10 protein-coding genes and 1 riboswitch are annotated in these 16,143 nt (G+C 70.3%); of the genes, 2 read left to right on the top strand and 8 right to left on the bottom strand.

Translation table 11 applies throughout. From position 1 onward, the window contains the following. Window positions 1-88 precede the first annotated feature (88 nt). From AC07SQ_RS04485 to AC07SQ_RS04515, 7 genes are all read right to left on the bottom strand, one after another. The gene (locus AC07SQ_RS04485; RefSeq protein ID WP_495270621.1) at window positions 89-1,147 is read right to left on the bottom strand and encodes a magnesium chelatase ATPase subunit I; all 1,059 of its coding nucleotides are present in this window, start codon (window positions 1,145-1,147) and stop codon (window positions 89-91) included. Continuing rightward, a complete protein-coding gene (gene cobN / locus AC07SQ_RS04490; RefSeq protein WP_495270620.1) occupies window positions 1,144-4,956 on the bottom strand; it encodes a cobaltochelatase subunit CobN in 3,813 nt (1,270 codons plus the stop codon). Before cobN ends, AC07SQ_RS04485 begins: the two co-directional genes overlap by 4 nt. 4 nt (window positions 4,957-4,960) lie before the next feature. Continuing rightward, complete coding sequence (gene cobW, locus AC07SQ_RS04495; RefSeq protein ID WP_070061111.1) at window positions 4,961-6,025, bottom strand: cobalamin biosynthesis protein CobW; 1,065 nt, start codon at window positions 6,023-6,025, stop codon at window positions 4,961-4,963. 114 nt (window positions 6,026-6,139) lie between these two features. Further along, entirely contained in the window at window positions 6,140-6,817 is a 678-nt protein-coding gene (locus tag AC07SQ_RS04500; protein WP_062480892.1) for an energy-coupling factor ABC transporter permease, read from the bottom strand. 73 nt (window positions 6,818-6,890) lie between these two features. Further along, the gene (locus tag AC07SQ_RS04505; RefSeq protein WP_495270619.1) at window positions 6,891-8,429 is read right to left on the bottom strand and encodes a PepSY domain-containing protein; all 1,539 of its coding nucleotides are present in this window, start codon (window positions 8,427-8,429) and stop codon (window positions 6,891-6,893) included. Window positions 8,430-8,443: 14 nt separating this feature from the next. Continuing rightward, complete coding sequence (locus AC07SQ_RS04510; protein ID WP_495270618.1) at window positions 8,444-10,627, bottom strand: TonB-dependent receptor; 2,184 nt, start codon at window positions 10,625-10,627, stop codon at window positions 8,444-8,446. Window positions 10,628-10,758: 131 nt separating this feature from the next. Continuing rightward, window positions 10,759-11,040, bottom strand: a riboswitch (cobalamin riboswitch). 81 nt (window positions 11,041-11,121) lie between these two features. Continuing rightward, a complete protein-coding gene (locus tag AC07SQ_RS04515; RefSeq protein ID WP_062480886.1) occupies window positions 11,122-11,343 on the bottom strand; it encodes a hypothetical protein in 222 nt (73 codons plus the stop codon). A gap of 149 nt (window positions 11,344-11,492) precedes the next feature. On the opposite strand from AC07SQ_RS04515, the gene AC07SQ_RS04520 reads away from it, so the two are divergent. After that, the gene (locus tag AC07SQ_RS04520) at window positions 11,493-11,900 is read left to right on the top strand and encodes a hypothetical protein (protein ID WP_070061115.1); all 408 of its coding nucleotides are present in this window, start codon (window positions 11,493-11,495) and stop codon (window positions 11,898-11,900) included. A gap of 4 nt (window positions 11,901-11,904) precedes the next feature. Here the strand turns inward: AC07SQ_RS04520 and AC07SQ_RS04525 are convergent, their stop codons facing one another. Further along, window positions 11,905-13,608 (bottom strand): cation:proton antiporter domain-containing protein, encoded by a 1,704-nt coding sequence (locus AC07SQ_RS04525; protein ID WP_495270617.1) that lies wholly within the window; start codon window positions 13,606-13,608, stop codon window positions 11,905-11,907. Between the two features lie 183 nt (window positions 13,609-13,791). Here AC07SQ_RS04525 and katG point away from each other — a divergent pair, with 183 nt between their 5' ends. Then, a complete protein-coding gene (gene katG / locus AC07SQ_RS04530) occupies window positions 13,792-16,050 on the top strand; it encodes a catalase/peroxidase HPI (RefSeq protein WP_495270616.1) in 2,259 nt (752 codons plus the stop codon). The last annotated feature ends 93 nt before the right edge of the window (window positions 16,051-16,143 follow it).

Consider the following 16,143-nt stretch of genomic DNA (forward strand, 5'->3'; position numbering starts at 1 on the left):
CGCGCGGCGGCACCGTGCCAGGCGTCCCGTTGCGTGCCCTGCCTCCGGTCACCCTGGCGTGCGCCAGCGGGTGCGGCGTCCCGGAGGCTCAGGCTTTTTTTGGGGCGGCCTGGGACGCGGAGATCAGCGGGCGCAGCGGTTTCACGCGCTCGATGCCGACGGGCTCGGGCGGCATCGCGCCCCAATCGCTGTCGCCAGCATTGCGCGCGGGCGCGTCGCCTGGGTTGCGACGGGGTGCGGGTGACGCCAGCGGGGGCGCCACGGCCGCTTCGGCCTCGGGATGGCGCCGGTGCAGCAGCACCGCCTCGGCCACGCGCTGCACGTGGTCGTCGATGATCGATGCCGCGCCTTCCCACGCCGCGAGTGCACGCGCCGAGCGCAGCATCACGAGGTCGGCGCGCAGGCCGTCCACGCCGGCCGCGATGCACAGCGCACCGACGGCGTCGTGCACCGCATCGCCATACGGCAAGGCCGCCGCGTCCGCCACGCGCGCGCGCGCACGCACCAGTGCCGCCGCGAGTTCGGTCTCTTCCTTCGCATGCGCCGCACGAAAGCCCTGCGGGTCCGCATCGAAAGCCAACCGCGCACGCACGATGGCCTGGCGCTCGGCCGCGTCCTGCAGGTTGCGCAGCCGCACGCACAGGCCGAAGCGATCAAGCAACTGCGGGCGCAGCGTGCCCTCTTCCGGGTTCATGGTGCCCACGAGCACGAAGCGCGCGGCATGCCGGTGCGAGATGCCGTCGCGCTCCACCACGTTGACACCGCTGGCCGCCGCGTCGAGCAGCGAGTCGATGAGCGCATCGGGCAGCAGGTTGATCTCGTCGACGTACAGCACGCCGCCGTGCGCGCGCGCCAGCAGGCCCGGCGCGAACTTGAGTTCGTGGCCGGCGAGCGCCTGCCCGAGGTCGAGCGTGCCCACGAGGCTTTCGAGGCTCGCGCCCAGCGGCAGCGTGACGAAAGGTGCACCGGGCAGCAGCTCGGCAAGTGCGCGCGCGGCCGTGGTCTTGGCGGTGCCGCGCGGGCCTTCGATGAGCACGCCGCCCAGCGCGGGATCGACCGCGGCCAGCAAGAGCGCCTGGCGCAGCTGCGGCTGGCCGGCAATCGCGGCAAAGGGGAACGGCACCGGCATCGGGGCGGCTGTGGTCATCGGGGGCTTCCTTCCATCTGCTGCTCGTGGTCGAGCAGCAGGTTTTCCAATTGGTCCTTGTAGTCGCCGGGCGACTGCCAGAGGCCGCGCTGCATGGCTTCGAGCAGGCGGTTGAGCATGTCCTGCAGCGCGCGCGGATTGTGCGCGTTCACGAAGTCGCGGGTGGCCTCGTCGAGCACGTAGGCGTCGGCCACCATCGCGTACTGGTGGTCGCCCACCACGCGCGCGGTGGCGTCGAAGCCGAAGAGGTAATCGACCGTGGCGGCCATCTCGAAGGCGCCCTTGTAGCCGTGGCGCTTCACGCCGTCGATCCACTTGGGGTTGACCACGCGCGCACGGATCACGCGGCTGATTTCTTCCTTCAGCGTGCGCACGCGCGGCGCCTGCGGGTTGCCGTGGTCGCCGTGGTACATCGCCGGCTGCTGCCCGCTCAGGTGGCGCACGGCGGCGGCCATGCCGCCCTGGAACTGGTAGTAGTCGTTGGAGTCGAGCAGGTCGTGCTCGCGGCTGTCCTGGTTCTGGAGCACGACATTCATGGCGCGCAGCCGGCGCACCAGCGCATCGCCCGCGGGCACGCCGTCGCTGCCCTGGCCGTAGGCATGGGCGCTGCCGCCGACGTAGGCCTTCGACAGGTCGTCGTCGCTCTGCCAGTCGCCATGGTCGAACAGCGGCTGCAGGCCCGAGCCGTAGCTGCCGGGCGCGGAACCGAACACGCGCCAGCCGGCCTGCGTGCGTGCCTCGCCGGGTGCCACGCCTTGCGCTTCGAGCGCCGCAGCCTCGCGCAGGATGCGCGCGCGGATCGGGTTGCGCTCGGCGTCTTCGTCGTCCTGCGCGGCCACGGCCTGCACGGCGGCGTCGAACATCTGCACGGCATTCGGAAAGGCGTCGCGGAAGAAGCCCGAGATGCGCAGCGTGACGTCGATGCGCGGACGCCCGAGGCCCACGGTGGGCAGCACCTCGAAGTCGACCACGCGCTGGCTGCCCGGCGCCCACTTGGGCCGCACGCCGATGAGCGCGAAGGCCTGCGCCAGGTCGTCGCCGCCGGTGCGCATGGTGGCCGTGCCCCAGACCGACAGGCCCAGCGCCACCGGGTAGTCGCCGTGTTCCTGCAGGTGGCGCTCGACCAGCTGCGCGGCCGACTTGAGCCCGAGCATCCAGGCCGTGGGCGTGGGGATGGCGCGCGTGTCGACCGCGTAGAAGTTGCGCCCGGTCGGCAGCACGTCGGGCCGGCCGCGCGAGGGCGAACCGCTCGGGCCCGGTGGCACGAAGCGGCCCTGCAGTGCGCGCGACAGCTGACGCAGTTCTTCCCCGCCGCACGCATCGAGCGCGGGCGCGAGACGGTGCGCGATGCGGCCCATCACGGCAGCGGTGCGCGGCAGTCCGGCCGGGCAGGCGTCCGCTTCGAGCAATTGCTGCGCCAGCAGCTCCAGCCGCTCGCGCGTGTCGCCCTGGTGGCGCCAGGCCTCGTCGCTCACGGCCGCCAGCAGCGCGGGCCGCGCGCCCTGCCAGGGTTTCGCCGCGTCGATGTCGAGCGGGTCGAAGGCCTCGCCGGGCAGCAGGTCGGCTGCGAGCGCGCCGAGCAGCCCGGCGTTCTCGCCGGCGCCGTCGCCGGCCGGAAAGCGCGCGAGCGCGAGCAGCGTGTCGCGCCGCAGCCGATCGCGCGGCGAATCGCCGAACACATGCAGGCCGTCGCGGATCTGGGTTTCTTTCAGCTCGCACAGGTACGCATCGACGCGCGCCAGCACGGCATCGTCTTCCGCACCCGGCATGCCCAGCTCTTCGACGAGGTGCTGCGCGCGCACGGTCGCGAGGATCTGCGCGCGCAGCACCTTGGCGCGGCGCGCATCGACCAGCAGCGCGTCGTAGTACTCGTCGACCTGCCGCTCCAGGTCCTGCAGCGGGCCGTGGTTCTCCGCGCGCGTGAGCGGCGGCATCAGGTGGTCGACGATCACGGCCTGCGTGCGGCGCTTGGCCTGCGCGCCCTCGCCGGGGTCGTTGACGATGAAAGGATAGACGTTGGGCAGCGGCCCGAGGATGGCGTCAGGCCAGCAGGTGGCCGCGAGCGCGAGGCTCTTGCCCGGCAGCCATTCGAGGTTGCCGTGCTTGCCGACGTGCACGACCGCGTCGATGGCGAACACGTCGCGCAGCCAGAAATAGAACGCGAGGTAGCTGTGCGGCGGCACCAGCTCGGCGTCGTGGTAGCTCGCGTAGTCGGCCAATCCGAGCGGGCCGAGGGCGCGCGCGGGCTGGATGCCGACGAACACGCGGCCCAGCCGCAGCCCGGCGATCATGAAGCGGCCCTGGCGCAGCATCGGGTCGTGCTCGGGCGGGCCCCATTGCGCGTCGATGGCGGCGGCCATGCCCTCGGGCAGCGCCGCGAGGCGGGCGCGGTAGTCGGTGAGCGCGTAGCTCTGCCACGCGGGCCGCGCGGCCCACTGCGCGGGGTCGTTGGCGATGCCCTCCTGCAGCGTGCGCATCAGCGCGTCGCCGTCCGCGGGCAGCGTGTCGAGCGTGTAGCCATCGGCCTGCATCGTGCGCAGGATGGCCATCACCGAGGCCGGCGTGTCCAGCCCCACGCCGCTGCCGATGCGGCCTTCGCTGCCGGGGTAGTTCGCCAGGATGAGCGCCACGCGCTTCTCGTCGGCGCGCAGGCGGCGCAGGCTGCACCAGCGGCGCGCGAGCTCGGCCACGAAGGCGATGCGGTCGGGCTCGGGGCGGTAGCCGACCACCTCGGTCTGCGTGAGTTCGCAGCGGTGCGACAGGCCCTTGAAGCTCACGGCACGCGTGACGATGCGGCCGTCCATCTCGGGCAGCGCGATCTGCATCGCGATGTCGCGTGGGCGCAGGCCCTGGCTGTCGGCGAGCCAGTCTTCGCGGTTGCCGCCGCTCACGATCACCTGCAGCACGGGGGCATCGCCCGCGAGTGCCAGAGGCTCACCGCTTTCATCCGAAACGCCCTGCCCCAACGCAGCAAAGGCGGTGGTGTTGAGCACCAGCTGCACATCGTGTTCGGTGCACAGCGCGCGCAGCGCGGAGAGGCACAACGGGTCTTTGAGCGAATCGAGCGCCACGGGCAGCGGGTTCAGTCCCTCGGCATGCAGCGCGGCGGCCAGCGCATCGAAGGCCTCGGTGTTGCCCGACAGCAGGTGCGAGCGATAGAACACCAGCGCCACCACGGGCGCGTCCGCATGCCAGCCGGCGCGCAGGTCGTCGATGCCCGCGACCGTGTGTGTCGCGTCCATGCCGCCCGGCACATGCAGCGCCACCTGCGGCAGGCTGCGCGGCGGCAACGGGGCCTCGCCATGGCCCAGTCCGTGGAAGGCCACCGCGCATAGGAACTGCGCCGCGTTGCCCGCGCCGCCCGAGCGCAGGTACTGCCACAGCTGCCGGCTCACGCCGCGCGCCGCGGTGCCGCGCGCGAGCAGGTCTTCGTCTTCCTGCAGGTCGCCCGAGAACATCGCGAGCTGCTGGCCCTGGCGCTTCGCGAGCTTCTCGAGCTGCTGCAGTCCGTAGGCCCAGGCCGATTCGGCCCCCAGGTGATCGACCACCACCACGCGCGCGTGCCGCAGCACCTCGTCGACGTACAGGTCGAGCGACGCGGGCTGGCGCAGGTGCATGAGGTTGGCCAACCGCAGCGAGGGGTAGCCGGGGTCGGTGGCCGCCAGCGCCGTACGCGCGGCGGCGAGCAGCGCGAGCGTGGTGTCGGCCGAGCTGAGCACCACGATGTCGCCCGGCGTCTGGTCGAGCCGGGTGACGACGCTCGGATCGTCCTCGACGAAGCGTCCGGGCTGGGTGCTCAGCAGGTGCATGCGGTCAGGCGGGAACGGCCGCCACGCCTTCCAGTGCCTTGCGCAGCGCGCCTTCATCGAGGTCTTCGCCGATGAACACGAGCCGCGTGCGCTGCGCCTCGCCGTCGCGCCAGCGGCGGTCGAAGTGGTGGTCGAAGCGGCGGCCCACGCCCTGTACGAGCAGGCGCATCGGCTTGTGCGGCACGGCGACGAAGCCCTTCACGCGGTAGATGGTGTGCTGTTCCACCAGCGCGGTCAGCACGGCGATGAGACCGTCGCGGTCCACGGGCGGCAGCTCGATCACGAGCGAATCGAACTCGTCATGGTCGTGGTCTTCCTCGTGGTCGTGGTGGCTCTCGCGCAGGTGGATGGTGCTCTCGGCGGCGCGGCCCTGGCCCAGCAGCAGCGCGAGCGGCAGCTTGCCTTCGGTGGCGCCGACGATCTTCACCTCGGGCGGCAGCTCCTCGCGCACCAGCGCCTCGACCTGCGCGCGCGCGGCGGCGTCCATGAGGTCGGTCTTGTTGAGCACCACGAGGTCGGCGGCCGAGAGCTGGTCTTCGAACAGCTCGTGCAGCGGCGATTCGTGGTCCAGGTTGGGGTCGGCGCGGCGCTGCACGTCGACCTGCGCGGGGTTCGCGGCGAACTGGCCCGATGCGGCGGCGGGGCCGTCGACCACGGTGACCACAGAGTCGACGGTGAAGATGTTCGCGATGTCGGGCCACTGGAAGGCCTGCACCAGCGGCTTGGGCAACGCCAGGCCCGAGGTCTCGATGAGCACGGCATCGATCTGGTCACGCCGCTCGGCCAGCTGCAGCATCACGGGCAGGAACTCTTCCTGCACCGTGCAGCAGACGCAGCCGTTGGCGAGTTCGTACAGCGCGCCTTCGCGCTCGTTGCCTTCGTCGTCGCAGCCGATGCCGCAACCGCGCAGGATGTCGCCGTCGATGCCGAGTTCGCCGAACTCGTTGACCACCACCGCGATGCGGCGGCCTTCGGCATTGCCGAGGATGTGGCGCAGCAGCGTGGTCTTGCCGCTGCCGAGGAAGCCCGTGACGATGGTGACGGGGATCTTGGCGTTGCTTTGTGTCATGGAATGGGTGCTTTCAGGCGCGCAGGGCGCGCGGGGAATCGGGCGCGCGGCGCGTGCGTGGCGCACGCGCCGGCGAACGGCACGCCCTCTTCAACGAGGGGCAGCCGGCGCGAATCAGACGGCGCTGTACAGGCGGCGCTCAACGAGGGCCGTGCCCTGCAGGCGGCGCCAGGCCTTGGCCGCGGCCAGCACGCCCAGGTCGACCAGCGGCTCGACCAGCACGACCGTCATGTAGGCCGCGCCGAAGCTGGCGATCTGGCCCAGGTTCTCCAGGCCCGTGCCACGGCCGTAGAGGGCCCAGAAGCCCACCCACACCACGATGCCGCCCTGATAGGCCACCGACAGCTTGAAGGCCTGCTGGTAGCTGATGTCCACGTACGCCATGTTCGCGGGAATGATGCGGCGGGCCAGCGCGGCGGTGGCGAACAGCGGCACGAGCAAGGTCGTGACGTTCATGCCGTACTGCGGCAGGTCGGGCGGTGCGAAGAACAGGCTCTGGATGAGCAACCCGCCCGCCAGGCCGATGGCCGCGGGCGCAAGCCCGAAGAGCAGCATCAGCGTGGTGCCCAGAATCAGGTGCACCTCGGACACGCCCACGGGATGGTGCGGGAACACCTCGAAGAAGCAGAACACGAGCATCACGGTGAAGACCGAGCGCAGCAGCAGGCCGATGGGGCCGTCCTTGCGCAAGGTGTCGAAGGCGACCTTGCCTGTGTAAGCCAGTGCAGCCGCCCCCGTGGCATAGCTGAGGAAGATCTTGGATCCGTCGACGAGTCCGGGTTCGATGTGCATCGCGCACCTCCTGAAATGCACCGAAGTGCGAAAGTTGATTGTTGGGGGATGGACTGGCTTGCGCAAGTCCCCGTCATGAAACCCGGGAGCCTTGCAGCCCCCGTTGAACAGGCGAAGGCTGTGGCTTGCGCCGCAGCCGCCGCCAGCCGATCACCACGCCGCTCGCCGAAGCGACGACGCCGATGACCGACAGGAACCACACCACCAGGTCCCAGGCGGGCCGGTGCTGGATGAGCCAGGGAAAGTCGAGGCTGTGCGCGGCGTTGAAGAGCCAGCGGCGCAGCCGCGCGTTGCGGTCGTTGCTGCCGGCCACCTGGCCGCTCGTCGGGTCGATGTAGAGCCAGCTGCGCGCGGCGTCGTCGAACTCGAGCCGCCACACGGGCAGCACGCGCGTGCGGTGGTGGCCGTACCAGTGGAAGTCTTCGTGCGTCTGCAGCGTAGCCTGTGTGATGGTGGCGCCGGGGCGCAGGCGTGCGGCGGCGCGTTCGATGTCGTCGCGGGCGATGGAAGCCGGTGCGCCACTGGCCGCATCCACCACGCGCACGCGGGCCTGCGCGTCGCGCAGCTGCAGCAGCGGCTTGCCGTCGAACCCCATCAGCAGCGCCTCACGCGGTGCGGCAGCGCCCTCGCCTGCCGGCACCACGGCCGGTGGCCAGGGGAACGGCGAGGCACCGGCGCCCGTGTAGCGCGCCATCGCGGCCGCATCGGCGGGCCCGCGCTGGAACCAGCCATTGGGGTTCATCGAGAGCCAGCCGCTCACGATCCAGGTCAGCACGAAGAAGCCGCCGATCAGCCCGGCGATGTGGTGCCAGGCCATCCAGCCGGTGTACGGCGTGACCGCGCCGCTGCGAAAACGCCGCCGCAGCCGGATGCGCAGGATGCCGATGACGATGCCCGTCACGGCCGAGACGATGCAGGCGGCCGACAGCCACACGACCACGTCGTGCCACAGCGGCGGGTCGGCGCGCAGCGGCGTGAAGTAGATCCAATGCGGCACGGCGCCCAGCCAGTTCCAGAAGCGCTCGGCGCGCGTGGTGTCGCGCACCACCTCGCCGGTACGCGAGGACACGTACAGCTCGGTGCCCGCCGCGTCGCCGACTTCGATGCGGTGCAGCGGGCGCAGCGGGTTCAGGCCTTGCGGCACCGTCCACTGGTCGCGTTCCAGCGTTTCGGCCCAGCGTGCGCCAGGCTGCGCGGAGAAGTCGCGGGCGATGGCCTCGGCCTGCGCCGCATCGACCGGGCCGAGCACGCGACCGTCGCGCGCGGACACGGCATGCCGACCGCCGCGCGCATCGACGATGCGCCACACGGGCTGCGCGTCGGCGCCGGCCTGCATTTCGAGCGCCATGCGCCTGGGCGGCTGCGTGCGCACCGCTTGCGGCAGCGTCTCGAGCGCGGCAGTCGGCGTGACCACCGCCTGTTCGAAGCGCACCGGGGCGAGCCCCGCGAGCCGCTCTTCGTCCGTGAGGTTCGGGTACCCCACGTACATCATGACCACGCCCGAGACGAACCACATGACGAACAGCAGGCAGCCGCCGATGCCCAGCCATCGGTGCGTCCAGTACAGCGCCCGCCGCAGCGGGGGCCATGTGCGTTGCCATGTGGTGCTCATGGGGCCGTGCGTGTTCAGAAGGTCACGAACGCCGACAGCTCGAACGAGCGCGGACGGCCCAGCAGCCACTGGTTGCCGCCATTCGAGAACGAGACCGGGTACCTGCGGTCGGCCAGGTTGAAGGCGCGCAGCGCGAGCTTGAGCGACGGGTTCGCCTGCCAGCTCACGCCCGCGTCGGCCACGGTGTAGGAGCCGATGCGGCGCGTGTTGGCCGCGTCGACCTGCCGCGCGCCAACGTGGCGCACGCCGAACTCGGCCTCCCATTGCGGCAGGAAGCGCCAGTGCAGCCACAGGTTGGCCGCCACCTCGGGCACGCCGGCGGGCGTGTTGCCCGCGCGCGAGACCAGCGACTTGCCGACCGCCTCGTTGAAGTCGTCGTAGCGCGCACGCAGCCGCGCGGCGTTGGCTTCGAGGCGCAGCGTGGAGGTGAGCGCCAGGTCGAGCGTGGCCTCGATGCCTTCGGACGACTGCTTGCCGATCTGCTGCACGACGGTCGGGTCGTTCGCGTCGCGCGACAGCAGCTTGGTCTTCTCGATGCGGTAGGCGGCCACGCTCCACGCGCCGCGGCCCTCGGCCAGCTGGCGCTTGTAGCCCACCTCGACCTGCTTGCCGACGCTGAGCTCGAACGGCACCTGTGTGGCCGAGGTGCTGATGAGCCCGGTGAGCGGATCGGCCGCGCGCGCCACCTGCGCATAGAACGACTGCGCGGCGTCGGGCGCGTAGACCACGCCCAGGCGGCCGGTGGCGTACTCGAAGGTCTTGTCCAGGCGCGGGGCGCGGTTCTGCGGATCGGTGCGCACGATCTTCGCGTGGTCCCAGCGCAGGCTGCCGACCACCGACCAGTGTTCGTTGAAGGCCAGCTTGTCTTCGGCGAAGAAGGCGTAGGTGCTGGTCTTCGTCTTGTAGCGCGGCAGGTAGGGCGTGGGCGAGACGTAGGTGCCGGGGTTGAACACGAAGGCATCGACCACCGAGCGCCCGCCGTAGGGCGTGTCGCTCGAATTCCGGAAGTCGATGCGATTGGCGTCGAAGCCCACCAGCACCTGGTTCTTCAGGCCGAACAGCGCGTGCTTGAAGGTGGCGTCGGTGCGGTTGCCGATCTGCTCCTGGTCGTGGCCGATCTCCAGGTAGTCGCCGCGCGTCACGCGGTTCGTCGTGGCGCTGTAGGTGTAGGTTTCGCTGTCGCGCCAGTGGCGCTTGCTGTCCAGGCGGTACAGCTGGTTGCGCACGGTGACGGCGTCGTTGGGCGTCCACTGCGCATCGAGGCGGGTCCAGCGGTCGCGGTACTTGACCTCTGCGTCGTCCAGGTTGTAGTTCTGTTCGCGGTTCAGGCTGCTCAGGCGGCCGTTGACGAGCGGCACGCCGAAATAGCGCTGCGGCGTCTGGCGGCCCTCGTCGTGCGAGAGCGTGAACTGCAGCCGCGGCGACACATCGAGCCGCACCGCGCCGCCCACCGCCAGGCTCTCGGCCTCGCCGCGCCGCATGAAGCCGTCGGTTTTCCGGTGGCTGATGTCGAGGCGGTACGAGAGCATGTCGTTGATCGCCCCGCCGCTGCCGAAGGCGACCTGGCGCGTGGCGTCGGAGCCCACGGTCACGAGCGCTTCGTTGCGAATCGGGCCGCGCGTGGGCTTCTTGGGCACCACGTTGATCGCGCCGCCGATGGCGCCTTCACCGAACATCACCGAGGCGGCGCCGCGCAGCACCTCGATGCGGTCGGTCGACCAGGTGTCGAACGGGAAGGTGACGGTGCCCGCGCCCACGTACAGGCGCGTGCCGTCGTAAAGCTGCATCACCGAGCCGTGGCCGTTGAAGCCGCGTGCCGACAGCGACGAGCCACCATTGCCCGGCGCGGGCGAGCCCGTGATGCCGGTGGCGCGGCTCGCGGCCTCGACCACCGACACGTCGCCGCGCGCGCGGATCGCGTCGCCGGTGAGCACCTCGATGCTGGCCGGCGTTTCGAGCGGCGTGAGGCCCAGGCGGCTGCCGGTCTGCGTGGGCTCGTCCAGGGCCAGCGGCGTGTGGCGGCTGGCTTCGACCTGCACGGGCGTGAGGCTGGGACGGCCGGCCGTGTCGCCCGACTGGGCGAGAACGGGCCCGCAAGCGAGGCCGAGCCCCAGCGAAAGACCTGAAAGACCCGAAAGGCGCGCCCGCTGCAGGGGTGGGCTCGAGCGATCGCGCGATGGCGATGCAATGCGATTCATCCGACTTTTCCTCCGGCCCGCGTCCCCGCAGGCTCCTGACCGATCGCGGACGCCGAGGGAGAAGAGACGAGGGGCGGTGCCGTTTCGCGCGAGGGAAAAGCGGCAGGCCCGGACACGCACTCCCGCAGCATCCGAAGGCGGTTGCGAAGGCCGGTATCCGGGCTCGCGGAGTGCGTCGGGTGCAATGCATGCACCTCGGCGCCGAAGCCCTCGCCTTCCCACGCCGAAGCGCAGTGGCTGCCCGGGCGAAGAATCGCCGGGGCCTGAGGGTGTCGATGTCCGCTGACCGTTGCGGGGGCAGCGCAGGAATGGAAGGGTCGTTCGAAAAAACGACGCCTCGCACCTGCTTCCCGTTTAACCCCGCCGCCAATCCTGTGACTGGTCGTGCAGGGCACCTTCGAACCGTGGGGTGTTGGACGACACCGGTGTGAACCAATGTTTCCAACCGCCGGGATTATAGGGAGCGCCCTGCGGCGGCGCCCTTGCGGGCCCTGTCAGACGGGCTTGCCGTCGGGCCCGAACAGCCGCCGCAGCACCGCCACGCCGGCCACCAGCGCATTCGAATACGTGGCGTAGGGCTCGTGGGCGGCTTCGAGCGGCACGTACACATGGGTGGAGTCGCCGGGCGAGCCGTCCACGGCCTCCATCAGCACCCAGTAGAACTCCCCTTCTTCCAGTTCGTGGACGGTGAGTGCGATGTCTCTCGGCGAAGGCATGACGGTCAGAAATGAAACAGGGAATGAACCCGCCTTTGAACGGGCAAGGGGCTGGCGCGGTTGTCAGTACTAGGGCTTCTCCTACAGTGCATGGACGCCGCGCGGCCTAATGTTAGGGGTGGGGAGTTGCATCAGAACAAGGAGTCAGCATGAAACATTTCACGCTTGAACCCAACATGCGCGCCGCCTTCGGTGGCGCGTTCTACCCGACCGGTTACTCCCTGGTGATGTTTCCGAGCGTCGAAGACGCCAGCCGCATCGGCCACGGGCTGATCGCGAAAGGCATCGTGAGCGGCGACGAGGTCTACCTGATACCGGCCGAAACCGTCCTGGCGGAAATCGCGCCGACCGTGCATGCCTCGCACAGTCCCCTGCCCTCCGCCGGCACCGACGGCGACACGGTGCGCGCCTTCATCCAGCTGGCCCACGAAGGCCACACGGGCCTGCTGATCCGCACCAAGGACGGCGCCATCGCCGAGCGCGTGATGGAACTGGTGCGTACCGTGCCCTACTCGATCGCCGAGCGCTATCGCACGCTGGTGATCGAGGACCTTTGAATCGTCAAGCTGGCACCGCCATCGCGGCGGCGCGCTGCACCACATCGCGGGCCATGGCCTGGGCGAGTTCCTGTTCGCCCAGGAACACCTTCGCGTCGGTTTCGGCGGCCAGCAGGCGGGCTTCCTGCTCGTTGTGGCTGCGCACCACGGTCTGGATGGTGGGGTTCAGCGTGCGCGCGGTTTCGATCATCTGGCGCACGTTCATGGCGTCGGGCGTGGCCACCACGAGCACGCGGGCGCGCGCCACGTGCGCCTGGATCAGCACCGCCGGGTCGGCCGCATCGCCCCACACGGCGGGGATGCCGGCCTCGCGCAGCTTCTCGACCAGCTCACGGTTCTGCTCGGCCACCACGTAGGGGATGTCGTTCGTCTCGAGCTCGGCGGCGATGCGCCGGCCTACCCGGCCGTAGCCGACCAGCACCACCTGGCGCGACAGGTACTTGGCCTCGGTGGTCATGGGCAGCTCGGCCAGCGGGTCGCTGCGCGCGTCGAGTTCGCGTGCGAACTTCGAATGCGCGTGCAGCCATTTCTGCAGCGGCGCGATGAGGCTGAACCACAGCGGGTTGGTGGCGATGGAGATCAGCGCGCCCGCCAGCACCAGGCTCTGCCCCTCCACCGGCAGCAGGCCGAGCGACACGCCCAGCCCGGCCAGGATGAACGAGAACTCGCCGATCTGCGCCAGGCTCGCGCTCACGGTGAGCGCGGTGGCCAGCGGGTAGCGGAACACCAGCACCAGCGCACAGGCCGCGAGCGACTTGCCCAGCACGATCACCAGCACCACGGCCAGCACCTGCAGCGGGCGCTCCAGCAGCACCGAGGGGTCGAACAGCATGCCGACCGACACGAAGAACAGCACGGCGAACGCATCGCGCAGCGGCAGCGACTCCTGCGCCGCGCGGTGGCTGAACTGCGACTCGCGCATCACCATGCCGGCGAAGAACGCGCCCAGCGCGAACGACACGCCGAACAGCGCCGCCGAGGCAAAGGCGATGCTCACGGCCGCCGCCACCACGCACAGCGTGAACAGCTCGCGCGAACCGGTGCGCGTGACCTGCCAGAGGATCCACGGGAACACGCGCCGCCCCACCACCAGCATCAGCACCACGAAGCCGCCGACCTGCAGCAAGGTGAGGCCCAGCGTCTGCCAGACGGGGTCGCCGCTGGTGTCGACCTTGGTGCTGCCCAACGCGCCCGCCAGCGGCGGCAGCAGCACGAGCACCAGCACCATCGCGAGGTCTTCGACCACCAGCCAGCCGACGGCGATGCGGCCGGTGAAGGAATCGAGGATGCCCAGGCTCTCGAGCGCACGCAGCAGCACCACCGTGCTCGCCACCGACAGCGCCAGCCCGAACACCAGCGCCGCGCCCCAGCTCCAGCCCCACCACACCGCCAGGCCGCCGCCGAGCAGCGTGGCGACGACGATCTGCGCGATGGCGCCGGGCAGCGCGATCTTGCGCACCGCGAGCAGGTCGGCCAGCGAAAAATGCAGGCCCACGCCGAACATCAGCAGCATCACACCGATCTCGGCCAGCTGCGCGGCAATGCCCGCGTCGGCCACGAAGCCGGGCGTGAACGGGCCGATGATCACGCCCGCCAGGAGGTACCCCACCAGCGCCGGTAATCGCAGCCGCGCCGCGAGAAAGCCGAACACCAGCGCCAACCCCAGGCCGGCGGCAATCGTATTGATGAGGGAGACGCTATGGGGCATCGGTCCATTTTGCAGGAACGGCCCCCGACCTTTGAAGCCCGCAGGCTTCTACGGGCCTGCGTCTACACCCCTACGGAAGCGACGCGAACTATCGTAGGCATAAAGCACTTCTATTCGCATCGACACCTTTCTCATCCAGAATTTGAGCGGTCCCCCCGTCCCCCCAACAACAGGAGCCTCCCCATGAGCAACGAGAAAACCGAAGCGAAGTGCCCGTTCAGCCAGGCCACCGGCGCCGGCACCACGAACCGCGACTGGTGGCCCGAGCAGCTGCGCCTGGACCTGCTGCACCAGCACTCCTCCAAATCCGATCCCCTGGGCGCCGGTTTCGACTACGCCAAGGCCTTCCAGAGCCTGGACCTCGCCGCGGTGAAGAAAGACCTCGCCGCGCTGATGACCGACTCGCAAGACTGGTGGCCGGCCGACTTCGGCCACTACGGCCCGCTCTTCATCCGCATGGCCTGGCACAGCGCCGGCACCTACCGCATCGGCGACGGCCGCGGCGGCGCAGGCCGCGGGCAACAGCGCTTCGCGCCGCTCAACAGCTGGCCCGACAACGTGAGCCTGGACAAGGCGCGCCGCCTGCTGTGGCCGATCAAGCAGAAGTACGGCCAGAAGATTTCCTGGGCCGACCTGCTGATCCTCACCGGCAACGTCGCGCTCGAGACCATGGGCTTCAAGACCTTCGGCTTCGGCGGCGGCCGCCCCGACGTGTGGGAGCCCGACCAGGACGTGTACTGGGGCCGCGAGAAGACCTGGCTGGGTGGCGACGTGCGCTACGCACAGGGCTCGCCCGGCGTCGAGAAAGACCGCGGCGTGCTCGTGAAGGACGACGACAGCAAGGTGCCGCACAGCCGCAACCTCGAGAACCCGCTGGGCGCCGTGCAGATGGGCCTGATCTACGTGAACCCCGAAGGCCCGGACGGCAACCCCGACCCGATCGCCGCGGCCCACGACATCCGCGACACCTTCGCCCGCATGGCCATGAACGACGAGGAAACCGTGGCGCTCATCGCCGGCGGCCACACCTTCGGCAAGACCCACGGCGCGGGGCCGGCCTCGAACGTCGGCAAGGAACCCGAAGCCGCCGGCCTCGAAGACCAGGGCTTCGGCTGGAAGAACAGCTTCGGCACCGGCAAGGGCGGCGACGCCATCACCAGCGGCCTCGAAGTGACGTGGACCACCACGCCCACGAAGTGGAGCAACAACTTCTTCGAGAACCTGTTCGGCTACGAATGGGAGCTGACCAAGAGCCCCGCAGGCGCGCACCAGTGGGTGGCCAAGGGCGGCGCCGGTGCCGGCACCATCCCCGACGCGCACGACGGTTCCAAGCGCCACGCGCCGACCATGCTCACCACCGACCTGTCGCTGCGCCTGGACCCGGCCTACGAAAAGATCTCGCGCCGCTTCCTGGCCAACCCCGACCAGCTCGCCGACGCCTTCGCGCGCGCCTGGTTCAAGCTCACGCACCGCGACATGGGCCCGCGCGCCCGCTACCTCGGGCCCGAGGTGCCGGCCGAAGAGCTGATCTGGCAAGACCCGATCCCGGCCGTCGACCATCCGCTGGTCGACGCCAACGACGTCGCGGCGCTGACGAAGAAGGTGCTGGCCTCGGGCCTCACGCCTGCGCAGCTGGTGTCGACGGCGTGGGCCTCGGCCTCCACCTTCCGCGGCTCCGACATGCGCGGCGGTGCCAACGGCGCCCGCGTGCGGCTGGCGCCCCAGAAGGACTGGGCCGTCAACCAGCCCGCGCAGCTGGCCCAGGTATTGAAGGTGCTCGAAGGCATCCAGAGCGAGTTCAACGCGGCGCAGACCGGCGGCAAGAAGATCTCGCTGGCCGACCTGATCGTGCTGGCCGGCGGTGCGGGCGTGGAACAGGCCGCGCGCAATGGCGGCCGTGAAGTGAAGGTGCCCTTCTCGCCGGGCCGCGCCGACGCCTCGCAGGAACAGACCGACGTGCCCTCGTTCGAGCCGCTGGAGCCCGCAGCCGACGGCTTCCGCAACTACCTGAAGGGCCGCTACAGCGTGCCCGGCGAAGCGCTGCTGATCGACAAGGCGCAGCTGCTCACGCTCACGGCGCCCGAGATGACGGTGCTGGTCGGCGGCCTGCGCGTGCTCGACACCAACGTCGGCCAGACGCGCCACGGCGTCTTCACGAAGATGCCCGGCACGCTGAGCAACGACTACTTCGTCAACCTGCTCGACATGGGCACGGAGTGGAAGGCCGTGTCGGACGCCAAGGAAGAGTACGAAGGCCGCGACCGCAAGACCGGCACCCTCAAGTGGACCGGCACGCGCGTCGACCTGGTGTTCGGCTCCAACGCGCAGCTGCGCGCCATCGCCGAGGTCTACGGCGCTTCCGACAGCCAGCAGAAGTTCATCGACGACTTCGTGGCCGCCTGGACCAAGGTGATGAACCTGGACCGCTTCGATCTCGCCTGAGGCGGGGCGCCAGCGCCGTCCGCGCCCCGGGGCCCTGCCCCGCGGGCGCGGACTCCCATGAACGAGGTATTCGGTTTCCGGGCCGGGGCACTA

The organism is Variovorax sp. GW821-FHT06D12, assembly GCF_059419205.1.

What these genes read in the sequence shown, in the direction of transcription:
- AC07SQ_RS04485 (WP_495270621.1), bottom strand. Translation starts at nt 1,147, where the DNA reads ATGACCACAGCCGCCCCGATGCCGGTGCCGTTCCCCTTTGCCGCGATT.
- cobN (WP_495270620.1), bottom strand. Translation starts at nt 4,956, where the DNA reads ATGCACCTGCTGAGCACCCAGCCCGGACGCTTCGTCGAGGACGATCCG.
- cobW (WP_070061111.1), bottom strand. Translation starts at nt 6,025, where the DNA reads ATGACACAAAGCAACGCCAAGATCCCCGTCACCATCGTCACGGGCTTC.
- AC07SQ_RS04500 (WP_062480892.1), bottom strand. Translation starts at nt 6,817, where the DNA reads ATGCACATCGAACCCGGACTCGTCGACGGATCCAAGATCTTCCTCAGC.
- AC07SQ_RS04505 (WP_495270619.1), bottom strand. Translation starts at nt 8,429, where the DNA reads ATGAGCACCACATGGCAACGCACATGGCCCCCGCTGCGGCGGGCGCTG.
- AC07SQ_RS04510 (WP_495270618.1), bottom strand. Translation starts at nt 10,627, where the DNA reads ATGAATCGCATTGCATCGCCATCGCGCGATCGCTCGAGCCCACCCCTG.
- AC07SQ_RS04515 (WP_062480886.1), bottom strand. Translation starts at nt 11,343, where the DNA reads ATGCCTTCGCCGAGAGACATCGCACTCACCGTCCACGAACTGGAAGAA.
- AC07SQ_RS04520 (WP_070061115.1), top strand. Translation starts at nt 11,493, where the DNA reads ATGAAACATTTCACGCTTGAACCCAACATGCGCGCCGCCTTCGGTGGC.
- AC07SQ_RS04525 (WP_495270617.1), bottom strand. Translation starts at nt 13,608, where the DNA reads ATGCCCCATAGCGTCTCCCTCATCAATACGATTGCCGCCGGCCTGGGG.
- katG (WP_495270616.1), top strand. Translation starts at nt 13,792, where the DNA reads ATGAGCAACGAGAAAACCGAAGCGAAGTGCCCGTTCAGCCAGGCCACC.